Raw genomic sequence first — 17272 nt, 5'->3', positions numbered from 1 at the left:
TTCCCTGTTGTCATCAACTCGACAGCGTCGGCTCACCGTGTGACGACGAACTATCCCGGCAGCGGCGCCTCCACGACGTCGAGCAGCGCGCCGAGGCCCTGTCGCAAACGGCGCGTGGCGATGCTCTCGGTCGCGAGGCCGAACACCACCAGGGATCGCCCGGTCATCGCATAAACGTGCCCGAAGTCGAACGCGGGCATCTGCCCCTCCGGCTGATTGGTGTCGATCAACCCGACCCAGCTGCGTCCCTCGGCGACGGCAGGCAAGGTGAAATTGACGACGTCGTGATAGGCGTTGTAGATCAGCAGCATGGTTGCGTCCGAGCCGCGGCGCTTGATCCCGGTCTCCTGGGCGCGGCCGTCGAGCAGCAAAGCGAAACATTTGGCGTTGCCGTCCTGCCACTGTTCCGTCGTCATTTCCTCCCCGGACGGCGCGAGCCACGTCACGTCCTTCACGTCCAGCTCTTCATTGTGGGAGCCGACCAGGAAGCGGCTGCGGTAGAGAATCGGAAATGCCTTGCGCGTGGCGATCAGCTTGCGCGTGAATTCGCGCAGGCTGCGGCCGTTCGCGGTGATGCCCATCCAGTCGAGCCATGTGGTCTCGTTGTCCTGGGCGTACGCGTTGTTGTTGCCGTGCTGGGTGTGTCCGAATTCGTCGCCGGCAAGCAGCATGGGCGTGCCGTGAGACAACAGCATGGTCGCCAGCAGATTGCGCTTCTGTCGCTCGCGCAACGCAATGATTTCCGGATCGTCCGTCGGTCCCTCGGCGCCGCAGTTCCAGGAATGATTGTTGCTGTGGCCGTCGCGATTGTCCTCGCCATTGGCTTCGTTGTGCTTGTCGTTGTACGAGACGAGATCGTTGAGATTGAAACCGTCATGGGCGGTGACGAAGTTGACGCTGGCCCATGGCCGGCGTCCGCGCTTGTTGAAGAGATCGCCGGATCCGGACACGCGCTTGGCGAAGTCCGCGATCGTGCCTTCGTCGCCCTTCCAGAAAGCGCGCACGGTGTCCCTGAACTTGTCGTTCCACTCCGCCCATCCCGGCGGAAACTGACCGACCTGATAGCCACCAGGACCGATATCCCAGGGCTCGGCGATCAGCTTGACGCTGGAGAGCACGGGGTCCTGGCGGCAGGCGTCGAGAAAGCCGCCGCCTTCGTCGAAGCCGTAGGGCTCGCGTGCCAGAATGGTGGCGAGGTCGAAGCGGAAGCCGTCAACCCGCATCTCGGTTGCCCAGTAACGCAGAGAGTCCGCGACCAGTTGCAGCACACGCGGGTGTGACAGGTTTACCGTGTTCCCGGTACCGGTGTCGTTGATGTAATAGCGCCGCTGGTCCGGCAGCAGGCGGTAATAGCTGGCGTTGTCGATGCCCTTGAACGACAGGGTCGGGCCGAGCTCGTTTCCTTCCGCCGTGTGATTGTAGACGACGTCGAGGATGACCTCGATGCCATGGGCGTGGAACTGGTTGACCATGGCCTTGAATTCGTTCGCGAACGGCGTCTTGAGGTAGCGCGGCTCCGGGGCGAAGAAGGCGAGGGAGTTGTAGCCCCAGTAATTGCGCAGGCCTTTCTCGACCAGATAGCTGTCGTCGACGAAGGCATGGATCGGCAGCAATTCTGCACTGGTGATGCCGAGCGATCGCAAATAGGCCGGAACTTCCGAATGCGCGAGACCGGAGAACGTGCCGCGATCTGCGTCCGGTACCAGCGGATGCAGCTGGGTAAAGCCCTTGACGTGCATCTCGTAGACGATCGTCCGCTCCCATGGCACTTCCGGCTTGCGCGCGGCGCCCCAGGTGAAGGCCGGGTCGATGACGCGGCATTTCTGCATCAAGGGCGCGCTGTCGCGTTCGTCGTAGGAGAGATCCTTGTCGGCATGGTCGAGCTGGTAACCAAACAGCTCCGGTCCCCAGCGCAACCGGCCGACCAGCTGCTTGGCGTAGGGATCGAGCACGAGCTTGTTGGGATTGAAGCGGTGTCCCGCGTCGGGTTCGTAGGGGCCATGGACGCGGTAGCCGTAGACGGTGCCGGGACGGGCCGCGGGCAAATAGCCGTGCCAGACTTCGTCGGTATATTCGGGGAGCTCGATCCGCTCTAATTCGGTCTCGCCGTCGTCGTCGAACAGACAGAGTTCGACCTTGGTCGCATGGGAGGAAAACAGCGCGAAATTGACGCCGAGCCCGTCCCAGGTGGCGCCGAGCGGAAACGGCTTGCCCTCGCTGATGCGGGAGCGGCGCAGGCTTGAGGCCGCTCGCGTCAGGGCGTCATCCGAATGTACTTGTTGATCCATCGTTCCCCCCGAACAGCCCTTCAAGAATTTGGTGCAGTTGCCGTCACTTCCGCGTCGCCTGCTCGCCGACGGTCGCCGAAGCGATCACGGCGACAGGAGGCACATCGTCCGGCTTGGGCAGCGTGGTTGCCCTTTGCAGCGCCGCCTCCTTGCTGATGGCCGCAATCGAGTTGCCGGTCCGCTCGACGATGCTGGTCAGCTCCGCGTCGGACAGTCCGAGACGCTTTCTGACGAGGCGCACCTGAGTACGGTCGGCCAAGTCGAGCTTGTTGCGGATCGGTTGCGGCTTCGGGCGGCGCATGGCGAGAACTCCTGTGTAGAATTGCAACCGTCGCCCACGCGATTCCGTTCCCCATTTGCAACAGTGATCTTCCCCACCCATCGTCGCCGCACCTCGGCCCAAAAGTGCACACAACGGGTGTGGCGCCGGCCTGAGGAACGAATGCCTGCATCTCGGCTTTTCCCGTCCTGAGCATGCTCAAGCGATCGTAAAATCGAGCCTCGCGAAGCGTGCTGTTACTTCCAGCCACGCAAAGGCGGCCAGTTTGAGTCACAGATTGGGAATGGCCGGGCAAGCGCGACACCATGGTCCTCGATGCCTCGATCACGGGGTCTGCTTCAATCTCTGGGCGCCAACGGCGCAATCGGTCGAATTGCTCGAGGCCGGCCGGCCGCCACTCCGGATGACGCGCGACGAGGACGGCTGGTACCAATCGTTGAGTCCCACCGCGCATGTCGGCACGCGCTATCAGTTCAGGATCAACGGAGACCTGGTCGTTCCCGATCCGGCCTCGCTCTTCCAGCCCGACGACGTCGGGGCGCCGAGCGAGGTGATCGACGCCGCGGCGTTCCGGGATTCGGTGCTCTATCCCGGCCGCCCCTGGGCGGAGGCCGTGATCTACGAGCTGCATGTCGGCACCTTCAGGGAGGAAGGCACCTATGCCGGCGTCGAGAAGAAGCTGCCCTATCTGCGCGATCTCGGCATTACCGCAATCGAGCTGATGCCGCTCAATGACGTCCCCGGCCGGCACAATTGGGGCTATGACGGCGTGCTGCTGAATGCGCCAAATGCACGCTACGGCAGGCCGGAAGACCTCAAGCGGCTGTTACGCGCGGCGCATGCCCTCGACATCATGGTCTATCTCGATGTCGTCTATAACCATTTCGGGCCGCAGCTGAATTACCTGCACCTCTATGCGGAAAGCTTCTTCACCACGCGCCACAGCACCGGCTGGGGGCCTGCGGTCAATCTCGAGGGACACGACGGCGCGTTCGTGCGCGAGTTCCTGATCGAGAACGCGTTGATGTGGCTGCGCGACTACGGGTTCGACGGCTTGCGGCTGGACGCCGTTCACGCCCTGAAGGACGATTCCGACCGCCATTTCCTGATCGAGCTTGCCGAGACGGTTCGCAGTCAGCTGCCGGGCCGGCGCGTGCATCTGATGCTGGAGAACGAGGCCAATCAGGTCCGCCTGCTCGACCGTGCTCAAGGGCGAGCCCGGCTCTATGACGCGCAATGGGGCGATGATTTTCACAACGCGCTCCACGTCCTGCTGACGGGCGAGGAGGAAGGCTACTATCGCGCCTTCGCAGACAGGCCGCTCGAACATCTCGCGCGAGCGCTCACCGAGGGCTTTGCCTACCAGGGTGAAGTCTTTCCGCTGCATGACGAACCGCGCGGCGAGCCGAGCGCGCATCTGCCGCCTGAGGCCACCATCTTCTTCGCCCAGAACCACGACCAGATCGGCAACCGCGCGTTCGGGGAGCGGCTTTCCGCGCTGGTAAGTTCGGAGAAGCTGGACCAGGCCGTGGCGCTGGTTCTCTTGAACCCGCACATTCCGATGTTGTTCATGGGTGAGGAAGCCGCGGCCGAGACGCCATTCTTGTTTTTCGCCGACTGGTCCGGCGAAGCTGCCGAGCTGACGCGGGAAGGGCGGCGCAAGGAGTTCGCGCATTTCAAGGCGTTCTCGACATCCGACATGCGCGCCAGAATTCCGGATCCGTGCGATGAAAAAACCTTCGCGGCATCGAAGCTCGACTGGACCGGCATCGACCGCTCTCCCGCCAGCGCCAGGTTTCGCGGCCTCACAACCCGATTGCTGAAGCTACGGCGCGAGAAGATCGTGCCGCTGATCAAACGGGGTTTCGTGTCGGCTCGTTGCAAGTTGCTGGGAGAGGACCAGCGTAAGGGCGGCCTGGACGCTCGTTGGCGGACGGAGAACGGAGACATCTTGCAGATTGTCGCCAATTTCGCGGACGGCGAACTGCCCATGCCGGCGCTGGTTGCGGGCGAGAGCCTATGGCGATCGGGCGCGGCCGAGGCGCCGCCCCTGTTGCCGAACGACATCATCGTGCGGCTTGGCCAGGAGGCGTGATGGAACCGCGAGGAACGCTTCCGAAAGCTTTCCGTTAGCGGAGTAAATCTCTGGAGCCGCTTCATGACTGAATATCCAAAGCCGCCTTTCCCGCCGCAGCAGCAATCGATGCCCGGCTCGACGCGCGCGATGAATCCTCGACCGGATCACGGGGAGGAAAGTTACAGGGGCTCCGGGCGGCTGGCCGGAAAGAAGGCAATCATCACCGGAGGCGACAGTGGCATCGGCCGCGCGGTCGCGATCGCCTATGCCCGGGAAGGTGCCGACATCGTCATCGCCTACTTGAACGAAGAGGAGGATGCCGCCGAGGCCAAGACGCTGGTGGAGCGCGAGGGACGCAAGGTCGTCCTGATCCCCGGCGACATCCGCAATCCCAATCATTGTCGCGCAATCATCCAGCGCACCGTCGAGACGTTCGGCGCAATAGACATCCTCGTCAACAACGCGGCGCATCAGGACACCTTCAAGGAGATCGCCGATATCAGCGACGAGGAATGGCAGCGGACGTTCGAGACCAACATTCACGCCATGTTCTATCTCACCAAGGCTGCGGTCCCCCACATGCGCCCGGGAGCGGCGATCATCAACACCGCGTCGGTGAACTCCGACATGCCGAATCCGACCCTGCTGGCCTATGCCACGACCAAGGGCGCCATTCAGAATTTCACCGGCGGGCTCGCCCAGATGTTGGCGGCGAAGAGCATTCGGGTCAACGCGGTCGCCCCGGGTCCGATCTGGACGCCGCTGATCCCGTCGACGATGCCGGAGGACAAGGTGAAGAACTTCGGCAAGCAGGTGCCGATGCAGCGGGCCGGCCAGCCGGCCGAACTCGCGACCGCCTATGTCATGCTCGCCGATCCGCTCTCGAGCTACACATCGGGAGCGACCCTGGCGGTCACCGGCGGCAAGCCCTTCATCTGACCGAACCTGCAACGAGAACGTGGCAGCCCCGCGGGGCCGCCACGTCCAGTACGTCTTCACCAGCACGCCGTGACCAGCAGGTCTCGATCAAGCAGCGCTGGACGCCTTGGCATTGACGCCCTTGCGAAGCGCCACCGTGTTCAGCTTGGTGTTGGCGGCCTTCTCTTCGTTCAGGTTCGTCGTGAGGAAGCGCACGATGTCGTCGTGCCCGAGTTCCTCCGCCCAGGCGATCAGCGTGCCGTAGCGGCACATTTCATAATGCTCGACGGCCTGTGCGTTGGCCACGATCGCGGCGTCGAGCACGGCCTTGTCCTCGATTTCGCCCGCGGTCTCATCGGCCTCCTTGATGATGCCGTCGATGGCGGGACAGTGTGTGCCACTGGGCTCCTTGCCGAGTTTCGCGAATACCTTGCCGAGCCTGTCGATCTGCTTGTTGGTCTCTTCCAGATGGGCTTTCAGTCCGGCGACGAGGTCTTTGTTTGTCGCCTTGTCGATCATCTTCGGCAGCGCCTTGAGGATCTGCTGTTCCGCGTAATAGATGTCCTGCAGCCCGTGCAGCAGCAGGTCTTCCATCGATTTGATGTCCTTGGTGAAGAAACCCATAAACGACACTCCTTTAACAATGATGGAACTGGAACGCCGCACAGCCCTAGCTGTTCCATTCCCGTGATTAGATCAGGAGAGCCGAATGAGTGATGGTGCGGATCATCTTGCGGGCCTGCTCGGACGGGCGGCGATGGACGTGTGGGGTGACATGCCGCGCGACATCCAGGAAGCGCTGTTCGAGACCGCCATGAAGGGGCGTCCTGCGGAGCGGGAAGAACTCGCGCGGCTGCTGCACGAGCGGCATCCCCGTACGCTGCATCCGGCGCGGCCGGGCTGACGCCGCGGGGGGAACGATCGGGCAAGAAGCCGATTTGTAAAATGGGGGAGGCGCGGTGAATGGGATTCGACGAAGCCCGCGAGCCGTAGCTCCGCCCAGGATCAAATCGGTGAGTCGATCGGCGTGACTGAAATGATGATCGGAAAATGGTACGACCCGATCTCCCAGAGATGGATCGTGCCGCGTGAAGCGCACCCGGTGGCGGGCTATTCGCAGTCCAACCCGGAGAAGGGTCCGGAAACCCGCGCATCGGGCGAGGCGCAGCGGATATGGGACCTGTTGGTCGATTGCTGCGCGCGCGGGTGATTCCCGAGCCGCACCATCATTGGCTTGTGCTGTCGGCAATTCACAGAGTGATGACATAGACCGCGAAGGCAATGATGAGCGCCAGGCTTACGACGGCGGTGCTGATCAATATCTTGCCCATGGCGCGTCCGTGCTGTCTCGCCGCGTCAATGTAACAGTCGCCCTTTTCGTTCCCGAACCGTCAGCTGAAGGCTCCGACTGTTCACATGTGAACAAAGCGTCGGTACCAAATGGCTTGAACTATATCATTTGATATAGATATGGCTGCGCCCGCTCTTATCATTGGCAATCCGGAAAGGCACCGCATGGTGCCGTGACATGGAGACCCGATCGTGCTCAGGCGGCGTCGCGTTCAGCAAACCACCACGCTTCAAGAGCGGCTTGCGGAGTTCACCAGGACCATCCGCAAAAAGGCCGAGTCGTTGCCCGACGGCAAGGAGAGGGATGAGCTCATGAAACGGCTGAGAAGCGCCGACACGGCGTCAAACCTCGACCGTCAATTCGCCGGCGGGGATTGAATTGGCAAGGATTGAACTGGCAAGCACTGAGATGGAAGGCGTCAGCTGCGGTACCAACTCGCCAGATTCCAGGTCGTGACGTCCCATCCCGACATGTCGACCATGAGGTTGTTGACCCCCGCGTTGACGATGTTGCGGGATAGAAGCGGCAGGAACACGTTGGCCTCGCAAAAAGTCTCGTCCACCTTGATCAGCAGCGCGGCGCGCTTGGCCGGATCGAGCTCGTTCTGCGCAGCCTTGTAGGCCTTGTCGGCCTCGGGATCGGACCAGCGCGAGACGTTGCGGCCGAGCCATTTGTTGTCCTTGTTGGAGATCTCCCAGGAGACGCACTGGTTCAGGAAGCGCTCCGGGTCGGGCTGCGGCTGCGTGGTGTTGTACATCTCCATGTCCGCATAGAACTTCGAGTAGGTGTCGGGATTGCCGACGTCGGAAGAGAAGAATACCGATGCCGTGACCGCCTTGATCTCGATCTCGATGCCGGCCTTCTGGCAGGCCTGCTTGATGATGGCCTGCGTCTTCTGACGCGGCGCATTGGTCGAGGTCTGGAAGACGAATTTGAGCTTCTTGCCGTCCTTCTCGCGGATGCCGTCCGCGCCCTTGGCCCAGCCGGCTTCGTCCAGGACCTTGTTGGCCTTGTCGACGTCGAACTCGTATTTCAGCTTCGGCGACTTGAACTGTTTGGGTGCGTTGACGAAGCTCGCGGTGGCGGCGCCGCCGCGCCCGTAGATGAACTTCTGGATCGACTCGCGGTCGATCAGCAGGTTGATCGCGCGACGAACGGCGGGATCAGACAGCGTCGGGTGCTTGGTCTTGGGGCTGGAGCGCTCGCCGTCCACCTCGGTCCACGGGTCCGTCGTGTTGAGGATGATGAACTCGACGTTGCCTGACGGCGTGACGTCGAGCTTGCCCTTGCCGCTGGCCTCCATGCGCTTGAGGACCTCCTCCTCCACCTGCATGTTCCATGCAAAGTCATATTCGCCGGTCTGCAGCACGGCGCGCGCCGCGGACACCGCATCGCCGCCGCCCTTGATTTCGAGCGTGTCGAAATGCGGCTGGTTCTTGACGTGATAGTCGGGATTGCGTTCGGCTCGGATCAGGTCCCCGGGCTTGAACTCGACGAATTTGTAGGGACCGGTGCCGACCGGCTTCAGATTGCCGGGCGCCTCGCGCGACTTCGCGCCGACATAGTCGCCGAAATGATGTTTGGGCAGGATCGGACCGACCGAACCGACGAAGGGGTCGGCCCAGAATGGGGTCGGGGCCTTGAAAAGTACCTTGACGGTGTAGTCGTCGATCTTCTCGACCTTGATGTCCTTGTATGAACCGGTGGTGTACGCCGCCGTGGCGAGATCCGAGGCGTATTGCCAGGTGAAAATGACGTCGTCGGCGGTGAAGGGCTTGCCGTCGTGCCATCTCACGCCCTGCTTCAGTTTCCAGGTCACGCTCAGGCCGTCCGGCGAAAGGCCGCCGTTCTGCTTGGACGGAGCCTCGGCCGCAAGGCAGGGGACGAGGTTGCCGTCCTTGTCCCAGCCGGCGAGCGGCTCGAAGAAGACGCGCGAGGCGATCTGGTCCTTGGTGCCGAGCGCGAAATGCGGATTGAGCAGCGTCGGAGCCTGCCAGAGCAGGATCTTCAGCGGGCCGCCGCCGCCGGCCTTGGTCGGCTTGTAGGGCAGGGTGGCATCCGCCATCGCCACGTCGTTCCAGACCAGGATCTGGCTCGCGACCGGTGCTGCGATCCCGATCGCAGCCATCGTCTGCATGAACGAGCGTCGCGACAGCGTCCCCTGCTTCACCTGCGCGATGGACTTGCGGATTTCGTTCTCGTTCATCGGATGATCCCCACTTTACAGACTTGTCGTCACTGGCCAGGACCCATCATGTTTCATCGAGGGCGAGGCGGCAATGCCGACAGGGTCAGAAAACCCTGCGGCGAAATGACGAATGTGCGGAGGTTGAAGCCGGGATGGCGCCGAGCGCAAACCAGGATAGGTCCTGCCGCGCAGGCGGCGCCCCGGATTGCGCTTCGCTCCATCGGGCTAGGACAACGATCCGTGCTGTTTTGCCGTGATGCGCCTCACGCCTGCGCAGGTGCCTTCGTTCCCCACATGCGGACGAACGGAGAAGCGTCGTCCGCGCCAGGAGACCAATTTGGATTTCCATTTCATTGATTTCGCGCCGCGGAGAAGCGAATACGGTTCCAATCATTTCCGCCGAGTCATGGAGACCAAGATGTCGTTTCGCCTCCCCCTGATCCTTGCAACCGTGCTCGCCGCCTGGTCGGCCGCCGCTTCAGGCGAGACCATCAAAATCGGCGTGACGCCGGGGCCGCAGGCCCAGATCTTCGAGGCCGTGAAGCCGATCGCCGCCAAGCAGGGTCTCGACATCCAGCTCATCGAATTCTCCGACTACGTCGTGCCGAACGCCGCGCTGGATGCCGGCGAGATCCAGGCCAATTCGTTCCAGAATCAGCCCTATCTGGACAACCAGAAGGCGGACCGCGTGTTGCTGCTGCTGCGCGACAAGGGTGCGATCAAGCTGAAGGACGGCACGGGCTTCAAGCCGACGGTGCTCGATATCACCGAGAATCCCAAGAAGCTGAAGTTCATCGAGGTCGACGCGGCCCAGGCGCCGCGCGCGCTCGACGACGTTGACGCTGCCGCGATCAACACCAATTACGCAACCCAGGCGGGTCTCGATCCTGTCAAGGACCCAATCCTGCGCGAGGACCCGAAGGGGCCCTATGTCAACCTGATCGCCGTTCGCGCCGCCGACAAGGACAGGCCCTGGGTCAAGATCCTGGTGGACAGCTACCACACGGCGGGGGTCAAGGAGTTCGTCCTGACCAAGTTCAAGGGCGCGGTGCTGCCGAGCTGGTAGGCAATCTGCCCAACCAAAGTTCAGCTCGGGACGATCCCGGCGGGCAGGCTTGCGTATGAGCCTTGCACAATGCCCGCTTGTCTGGAGCTGCGGCAACCGACATCATCGGGATCCATCCTCGTCCGACAGGGGTCGTATGAAACGCTTAGCAAACCTGAAACGCCTGGGTTTTTTCACGCGGCTGCTCGACGAGGCCCCGCCCGCCGACCGATATCGCTTCGCGGCTGAGCAGATCGTGCGCGCCGAGAAGGCGGGCCTCGATTCCGCGTGGATTGCGCAGCACCATTTCCACGAGCGCGAGGGTGGCCTGCCGTCGCCCTTCACCTTTCTCGGTTACGTCGCAGCCCAAACCTCGCGCATCCGGCTCGGCACCGGCATCGTCACCTTGCCGCTTGAGAATGCGGTACGCGTGGCTGAGGACGCCGCGGTGCTCGATCTGCTCTGCAACGGTCGCTTCGAGCTCGGTGTCGGCACCGGCGGCAATCCCTCGGCCTTTGCCGCCTTCGGCCTCGACAGCGCCCAGCGCAACGAGATCTTTGCGCGCAATCTGGAAATCGTCCGCACCGCGCTGCTGGGCAAGCCGCTCGACGGTGGCGACACGCTCTATCCGCAGCGGCCGCAATTGGACAACCGGATCTGGCAGGCGACGTTCTCTGTGGCGGGCGGCGCGCGTGCCGGCAAGGCGGGCGATGGCCTGTTGCTGTCGCGCACCCAGCCTCGGACCAAGGAGGCGCCGAAGGCAACGCTGGCCGAGATTCAGAATCCGGTGATCGATGCCTATCTCGAAGCGCTGCCGCCGGGACGGGAGCCCCGCATCATGGCTTCGCGCACCGTCTTCGTCGCCGACGACCGCACTGAGGCGATGCGCCTTGCCGATATCGGGCTGCGGCGCGCGCTGCCCCAATTCCTCAAGGGCGGCCACGCCAAGCCGGGCGAGACGCTCGAGGAGATGATCGCGGCGTTCGACACCCATGTCGGAGCGGCCGACGACGTCATCGCTTCGCTCCGCGCCGACGCCACGCTGGAGCGGGTGACCGATCTCGTCTTCCAGGCGCATTCGGTCGATGCCCCGCATCCCCATATCCTGCGCTCGATCGAGCTGGTCGCGGAGAAGGTCGCGCCGGCGCTGGGCTGGGCGCGGACCGCACCCGACGTGGCACTGGCGGGTTAGTCGGAATGAACGGAATCGCGTTGCACGAGGCTCAATGATGGGTACCAAGGATATCATCGATACGCTCGCCGGGATCGAACCGGGTTCGGCGCTCGATACCATTCGCGGGCGCCGCCTGCAGGCGCGCGACAACGCGCAGAACAGCTATCTCTCGCTGTTCGAGCCGATCGACGCCGGCGATGTCTCGCTGGTGGAGCGCGCCGCGGTCGCGCTCTTCGTGATCGGTCTTCACCGCGAGCCCACAACGGCCGGCTTCTACCGGGCGAAGTTAGCTGCGACCGCCGATGGCGCGCGCCTGGTCGAAGCGGTCGATGTCGAAATTGCGCGGGGCGAGACCTCGGGCCCCTACGGTGCGTTTCCAGCTGGCCCGCTGTCGGTCGAAAACAAGGCCGGCCTGATCTATCGCGTCAGCGCGGAGCGCAAGCCCGATCTCGGGGACCGGCTCGCTGCGGCGTTCGAACATGCGCATCTGCTGGTGTTCCGCCCGCGCGATGCGGCTGCAGCCGACATGAAGGCTCTGCTCGCCGCCGGCTGGTCGAACACCGGCATCGTCACGTTCTCTCAGCTCGTTGCGTTCCTGTCGTTCCAGGTGCGCGTCGTCACCGGACTGCGCGTGCTCGGTGCCTCGCTCGGGCGCACCGCGAACGCCGCGGCCGGCGCGTAAGGAGGCTGCATCATGAGCGCTGTAAACAATGTCAATCCGCCCGTCGTCTTCACCCAGGATGAACTGGGCTGGGTGTCGTGGATCGATCCGCTGCCCGAAGCCGAGCTGACCGAGCGGCATTTCGCCGGCCTCGTCGATCGGTCCCGTTCCAAGTCCGAGTATTTCCGCCTGCTGGTGCGCGATCCCGAGGTGCTGGAGGCCCGCACCAAGACCGACAAGGACATCTTCTACAACGTTGCCGACGGCCTGCCGCGCGCCGAGCGCGAGCTCGCGGCGGCTGCGACCTCGCGCTACAACGGCTGCATCTACTGCGCCTCCGTGCATGCGCGTTTCGCCAGCACCTATTCCAAGCGCCGCGACGATGTGCAGCGGCTGCTCGACGACGGCGTCGGCGCTGATCTCGGCGAGCGCTGGAATGCGGTCGTCAAGGCGTCGGTGGCGCTGGCTGCGACGCCGATCGCGTTCGGCCCCGACAATATCGATGAGCTGCGCCGCGCCGGTCTCGACGATGCGGAGATCGTCGACGTCATCAACGGCGCGTCTTTCTTCAACTGGGCGAACCGGCTGATGCTGTCGCTCGGCGAGCCCTCGAAATAGGCCAATCTCATCGGCATGGAAATTGCTGGTTGTTTCAACACCTGACAGGATGGAGCCATCCATGAGCAACATCGATCGTCGTACCCTGGTCAAGGGCTCGCTTGCCGCCATGATGGCGGGAGCAGCTTTCTCGCGCGCCGCGGTTGCGCAATCGTCCGAACCGATTTTGCTGGGCGTCAGCGGTCCATTGACCGGGCCGAACGCACAATATGGCACGCAGTGGAAGCAGGGCTTTGATCTCGCGCTCGACGAGATCCAGGCAGCGGGCGGCATCAACGGCCGCAAGCTCGCCTATAGTTTCGAGGACAGCCAGAGCGACCCGCGCCAGTCGGTGGCGATCGCCCAGAAGTTCGTCTCCGATCCTAGGATCGTCATGGAGCTCGGCGACTTCTCCAGCCCCGCCTCGATGGCGGCCTCGCCGATCTATCAGCGCGGCGGGCTGGTGCAATTCGGATTCACCAATTCGCATCCCGATTTCACCAAGGGCGGCGACTTCATGTGGAGCACCTCGGTCAGCCAGGCTGACGAGCAGCCGCTGCTGGCGGCCTATGCCGTGAAGCGTCTCGGGTTGAAGAAGCTCGCCGTGCTGCACCTCAACACCGATTGGGGCCGCACCAGCCGCGACTATTTCGTCAGGGCCGCGAAGGAGAACGGCGCCGAAATCGCCGTCACCGAAGGCTACATCGCAGAGGAGCGCGACTTCCGCTCTACGCTGGTGCGGGTCCGCGATGCCAATCCGGACGGGCTGATCCTGATCTCCTATTATTCCGACGGTGCGCTGATCGCGCGCCAGGCGCGCCAGGTCGGGCTGAAGCAGGTGATCTGCGCCGCGAGCTCGGTCTACTCGCCGAAATTCCTGGAGCTCGGCGGCGAGGCCGTCGAGGACGTCCATGTCGGCACGCGCTACTTCCCGGAAGACCCGCGCCCCGAGGTGCAGAAATTCATCGCGGGCTTCAAGAAGAAATACAACGGGGTGGAGCCCGACGCATTCAACGCCTACGCCTATGACGCGATGAACATGGCGGCTGCCGTGGTGAAGATCGGCGGCACCGACCGGCGCGCGATCCGCGACGCCTTCACGAAAGTGAAGGACGTCTCGAGCGTGATCTTCGGCAAAGCGACGTTCGACGTCGAAAGCCGGCGCGTCAAGGGCGCCATGAACGCCGAGCTCGTCGTGCGCAAGGGCCAGTTCGCGCTCTGGGACGGCAAGCCGACCTGAGGGGATCTCCTGCGTGTCTTCCTGGCTCGACTACACGATCAACGGGCTGATCGTCGGTAACGTCTACGCTCTCGTTGCGGTCGGGCTCGCGCTGATCTTCGGCGTCAGCCGGCTGATCAACTTTGCGCAAGGGTCGATCTACCTCGTCGGCGCCTATATCGGCTGGGTCGCGGTGGTGCAGCTGCATACGCCGCTGCCGCTCACGATCATCGTGGTCGCGGTGGCGGCGGCGCTGGTCGGCTTGATCATCGAACGGTTCGGCCTGCGTCCGCTGCAGAACTCGGTGCGCATCGCACCGCTGCTGGCAACCATCGGCATCAGCTTCGTGCTCGATCAGCTCGTGATACTGACTTTCTCGCCCAATCCGCGTGCATTGCCAAGCCAGTTGCCGGATGTCCGCTTCCAGATCGGCGGCGGCACGATCGGCCCGCTCGATCTGCTCATCGCTGGCGTCGGCGTCACCAGCGCGCTGCTGCTGTTCGTGTTCCTGCGCTACAGCAAGCTTGGCTGGGCCATCCGCGCCACGGCCCAGGATCGCGACGCCGCGATGCAGATGGGCGTCGACGTCAACCGCGTCAATCAGGCCGTGTTTGGCATTGCGGCTGCGCTCGGCGGCGTCTCCGGCCTTCTGGTTGGCATGTACTACAACCAGATCGACACCGCGATGAGCCTGCAGGCGACGCTCAAGGGTGTCGTCGCCGAAGTCGTCGGTGGTGCCGGCAACGTGCCGGGTGCGGTGATCGGCAGCCTGCTGCTCGGACTGGTCGAGAGCTACGGCGTCGCCGTGTTCGGCACCAGCTACCGCAATCTGTTCGCCTTCCTGCTGCTGGTCGTGGTGCTCGTACTGCGCCCGAACGGCCTGTTCGCCAGCGCACGGCAGGCGCCGCCCGAACCGCTCACCGGCACTTTCATCGCGCCGAGCCGCCCGGTGCGGATTCCGCGCTGGGCTCTGCTGATCGCTGCCGCTGTGTTCGCGATCCTGCCGCTGTTGCCGGTGTCGTTCTATGTGCTCCAGACGCTGATCAACGCCTGGCTGCTCGGCATGCTCGCGCTGAGCCTCACCCTTGTTGCAGGCACCATCGGCCAGGTCTCGCTGGGACACGCCGCGCTGCTCGCGATCGGTGCCTACACCTCCGCGCTGCTGTCGCTCACGTTCGCCGTCCCGGTCGGCCTTGCCATCATCGCTGGCGGCTTGATGAGCGCGGCGCTGGGCACGGCGCTGATTTCCCCGTCGTTCCGGCTGCGCGGGCACTATGTCTCGATCGCGACGCTCGCGATCGGCGAGATCGTCTCGCTGGTGATCCTGAACTGGGAGAGCGTCACGCGCGGGCCGATCGGCATCTCCGGCATCCCGCCGCTGTCGCTGGCTGGCTATGAGCTGGTCAGCCCAGTTTCGATCTACTGGTTCAGCTTCATCGTGATGGTCGTGCTGGCGCTGCTGCAGGGACGCCTGCTCGGCTCGCATCTCGGCCGCAGTTTTCGCGCTATCCGCGACGACGACATCGCCGCGCGCGCCTATGGACTCAGCCTGAATCGATACAAATCGCTCGCATTTATCTTCGGCGGCTTTGCCGCCGGCGTCAGCGGCGGCATCGCCGCGCATCTCTATTCCTACATCAACCACGAGACCTTCAACACGCAGCAATCCATCCTGGCGCTGACCGTCGTGATCCTCGGCGGCCTCGGCAATGTCGTCGGGGCGATTCTCGGGGCGGTCGCGCTGGTCGGTCTGCCGGAAGTGTTCCGCATCGCGGCGGAGTACCGCATCCTGATCTACGGCATCGTGCTGCTGCTGCTGGTGCGGTTCAGGCCGCAGGGCCTGCTGGGGACGATGTGATGAGCACGACCATGCTGTCCCTGCGCGGGCTGACGCGGCGCTTCGGCGGCCTCACCGCCGTCGACGCCATCGATCTCGATCTCGCCAAAGGCCAGCTGATCAGCATCATCGGCCCGAACGGGGCCGGCAAGACGACGTTGTTCAATCTCGTGACCGGGCTTGACCTGCCGGACGCCGGTACGGTTCGCTTCGAAGGTCAGGACATCACGGGTCTCTCGCCGGAACGGCTCGCCGCCGAAGGCATCGCGCGGACGTTCCAGCTCGGCCGCGTGTTTGGCAATCTCAGCGTCATGGACAACGTCTTGATCGGCGCCCATACGCGGCTGCGTGCCGTCAAGCCGGCCGTGCCGCTGGTCGGCCCGCTGCTGGAATTGGGGTTGGCGCTGCTGCGCCCCGCCAGCGTCAAGGCCGAGGAGGAGCGGCTGCGCGAGGACGTGAAGGTCATTCTCGCGCGCTTCGGCGAACGGCTGCTGCCGCGCATCGACCAGCCGGCCTACAGCCTGTCCTACGCCAATCGCCGCCGCGTCGAGATTGCGCGTGCGCTCGCGCTGAAGCCGCGCCTGCTGCTGCTCGACGAGCCGACCGCCGGCATGAACCCGACCGAGACCACGGAGATGCAGGGGCTCGTCGCCGAGCTGAAAGCCGAAGGGCTGACGATCTTGCTGATCGAGCACAAGCTCGAAATGGTGATGCGCCTCTCCGATCGCGTCATCGTCATGGACGAGGGCAAGAAGATCGCGGAAGGCCCGGGCGAAGCGGTGCGCGGCGATCCCAAGGTGATCGATGCCTATCTCGGCCACGGCCTGACGACGAAGCAGGAGAGCGCGGCATGACGAACCCGCCTCCCGATGCGCTGCTCGCGCTCACCGACGTCAATACCTTCTATGGTCAGGCCCAGGTGCATTTCGACCTGTCGATATCAGTTCCGCGCGGCCACATCGTCTGCCTCCTCGGCGGCAACGCCAGCGGCAAATCGACGACGATGAAGATCATTTTAGGTCTCGTGAAGCCGCGTTCCGGTGACGTGACTTTCGACGGCGCCTCGCTGATCGGGCTGACCACGCCGCAGATCGTCCGCCGCGGCATCGCCTCGGTGCCGGAGGCGCGGCGTCTGTTCGCGGACATGAGCGTGCGCGAGAACGTCCTGATGGGCGCCTTCGTGCGCGACGACCGCGAGGCGATCGCGCAGGATCTCGACAAGATGCTGACGCTGTTCCCGAAGCTCGGCCAGCGGCTGTCGCAGCGCGCCGGCTCGCTCTCCGGCGGCGAGCAGCAGATGGTCGCGATGGCGCGCGCGCTGATGAGCCGTCCAAGGATGATCGTGATGGACGAGCCGACCATGGGCCTGTCGCCGCTTTATGTCGACCGCGTGCTGGAGCTGATCCGCGCCATCAACCAGGAGGGCGTCTCGGTCTTCATGGTCGAGCAGAACGCCAGCCTCGCGCTCGAGATCGCGCACGAGGCCTATGTGCTGCAGACCGGCAAGATCGTTCTCTCCGGCTCCGCCCGCGCGCTGAAGGACGATCCCCGCATCCGCGACGCCTATCTCGGCGGATCCGAGGCGGCCTAACTCGATGTCGGCCTTATGGTTCGAGACGTCCGCCGTTGGCGGGCTC

16 protein-coding genes are annotated in these 17272 nt (G+C 64.0%); 12 read left to right on the top strand and 4 right to left on the bottom strand.

The genetic code is table 11. From position 1 onward, the window contains the following. Positions 1-50: 50 nt before the first annotated feature. Together glgX and BRA471DRAFT_RS29545 are read right to left on the bottom strand one after the other, a co-directional pair. On the bottom strand, positions 51-2288 hold the full coding sequence (glgX, locus tag BRA471DRAFT_RS29550; protein WP_007614020.1) for a glycogen debranching protein GlgX: 2238 nt from the start codon (positions 2286-2288) through the stop codon (positions 51-53). A 43-nt stretch (positions 2289-2331) separates the two neighbouring features. After that, positions 2332-2589, bottom strand: coding sequence for a DUF3606 domain-containing protein (locus BRA471DRAFT_RS29545; protein ID WP_007614018.1), 258 nt, complete (start codon positions 2587-2589; stop codon positions 2332-2334). A 262-nt stretch (positions 2590-2851) separates the two neighbouring features. Between BRA471DRAFT_RS29545 and treZ the strand changes: the two genes are divergently transcribed. Both treZ and BRA471DRAFT_RS29535 read left to right on the top strand, forming a co-directional pair. Further along, positions 2852-4663, top strand: a complete 1812-nt coding sequence (gene treZ, locus BRA471DRAFT_RS29540; RefSeq protein WP_007614015.1) for a malto-oligosyltrehalose trehalohydrolase — start codon at positions 2852-2854, stop codon at positions 4661-4663. A gap of 63 nt (positions 4664-4726) precedes the next feature. Further along, on the top strand, positions 4727-5584 hold the full coding sequence (locus tag BRA471DRAFT_RS29535) for an SDR family oxidoreductase (RefSeq protein ID WP_007614014.1): 858 nt from the start codon (positions 4727-4729) through the stop codon (positions 5582-5584). A gap of 87 nt (positions 5585-5671) precedes the next feature. Here BRA471DRAFT_RS29535 and BRA471DRAFT_RS29530 read toward each other — a convergent pair whose 3' ends face one another. Further along, positions 5672-6187: a ferritin-like domain-containing protein gene (locus BRA471DRAFT_RS29530; RefSeq protein WP_007614013.1), complete on the bottom strand. Its 516-nt coding sequence runs from the start codon at positions 6185-6187 to the stop codon at positions 5672-5674. 85 nt (positions 6188-6272) lie between these two features. Here BRA471DRAFT_RS29530 and BRA471DRAFT_RS29525 point away from each other — a divergent pair, with 85 nt between their 5' ends. Further along, positions 6273-6467 carry a hypothetical protein gene (locus BRA471DRAFT_RS29525; protein ID WP_007614011.1) on the top strand — a complete coding sequence of 65 codons (195 nt, stop codon included), beginning with the start codon at positions 6273-6275 and terminating at the stop codon, positions 6465-6467. A gap of 123 nt (positions 6468-6590) precedes the next feature. After that, positions 6591-6773, top strand: a complete 183-nt coding sequence (locus BRA471DRAFT_RS38540; RefSeq protein ID WP_156527006.1) for a hypothetical protein — start codon at positions 6591-6593, stop codon at positions 6771-6773. 559 nt (positions 6774-7332) lie between these two features. Here the strand turns inward: BRA471DRAFT_RS38540 and BRA471DRAFT_RS29515 are convergent. After that, positions 7333-9120, bottom strand: coding sequence for a peptide ABC transporter substrate-binding protein (locus tag BRA471DRAFT_RS29515; RefSeq protein ID WP_007614008.1), 1788 nt, complete (start codon positions 9118-9120; stop codon positions 7333-7335). A gap of 388 nt (positions 9121-9508) precedes the next feature. Here BRA471DRAFT_RS29515 and BRA471DRAFT_RS29510 point away from each other — a divergent pair, with 388 nt between their 5' ends. The 8 genes from BRA471DRAFT_RS29510 (at position 9509) to BRA471DRAFT_RS29475 (ending at position 17226) form a co-directional block, all read left to right on the top strand. Next, on the top strand, positions 9509-10168 hold the full coding sequence (locus BRA471DRAFT_RS29510) for a MetQ/NlpA family ABC transporter substrate-binding protein (protein ID WP_035975214.1): 660 nt from the start codon (positions 9509-9511) through the stop codon (positions 10166-10168). Between the two features lie 136 nt (positions 10169-10304). Continuing rightward, complete coding sequence (locus BRA471DRAFT_RS29505; RefSeq protein ID WP_007614003.1) at positions 10305-11339, top strand: putative FMN-dependent luciferase-like monooxygenase; 1035 nt, start codon at positions 10305-10307, stop codon at positions 11337-11339. 37 nt (positions 11340-11376) lie between these two features. Beyond that, entirely contained in the window at positions 11377-12003 is a 627-nt protein-coding gene (locus BRA471DRAFT_RS29500) for a CMD domain protein (protein WP_007613996.1), read from the top strand. Positions 12004-12015: 12 nt separating this feature from the next. Further along, positions 12016-12600 (top strand): alkylhydroperoxidase domain protein, encoded by a 585-nt coding sequence (locus tag BRA471DRAFT_RS29495; RefSeq protein WP_007613993.1) that lies wholly within the window; start codon positions 12016-12018, stop codon positions 12598-12600. A 61-nt stretch (positions 12601-12661) separates the two neighbouring features. Further along, entirely contained in the window at positions 12662-13819 is a 1158-nt protein-coding gene (locus BRA471DRAFT_RS29490) for an ABC transporter substrate-binding protein (RefSeq protein WP_007613991.1), read from the top strand. Between the two features lie 13 nt (positions 13820-13832). Next, on the top strand, positions 13833-15656 hold the full coding sequence (locus BRA471DRAFT_RS29485) for an ABC transporter permease (RefSeq protein ID WP_007613989.1): 1824 nt from the start codon (positions 13833-13835) through the stop codon (positions 15654-15656). Beyond that, positions 15656-16489, top strand: coding sequence for an ABC transporter ATP-binding protein (locus tag BRA471DRAFT_RS29480; RefSeq protein WP_007613988.1), 834 nt, complete (start codon positions 15656-15658; stop codon positions 16487-16489). Before BRA471DRAFT_RS29485 ends, BRA471DRAFT_RS29480 begins: the two co-directional genes overlap by 1 nt. Further along, positions 16486-17226, top strand: a complete 741-nt coding sequence (locus BRA471DRAFT_RS29475) for an ABC transporter ATP-binding protein (RefSeq protein ID WP_007613987.1) — start codon at positions 16486-16488, stop codon at positions 17224-17226. Before BRA471DRAFT_RS29480 ends, BRA471DRAFT_RS29475 begins: the two co-directional genes overlap by 4 nt. Positions 17227-17272: the final 46 nt, after the last annotated feature.

It is taken from the genome of Bradyrhizobium sp. WSM471 (assembly GCF_000244915.1).
In the GTDB taxonomy this organism is placed as follows: Bacteria; Pseudomonadota; Alphaproteobacteria; order Rhizobiales; family Xanthobacteraceae; genus Bradyrhizobium.
This window is presented reverse-complemented; position numbering and strand designations above follow the sequence as displayed.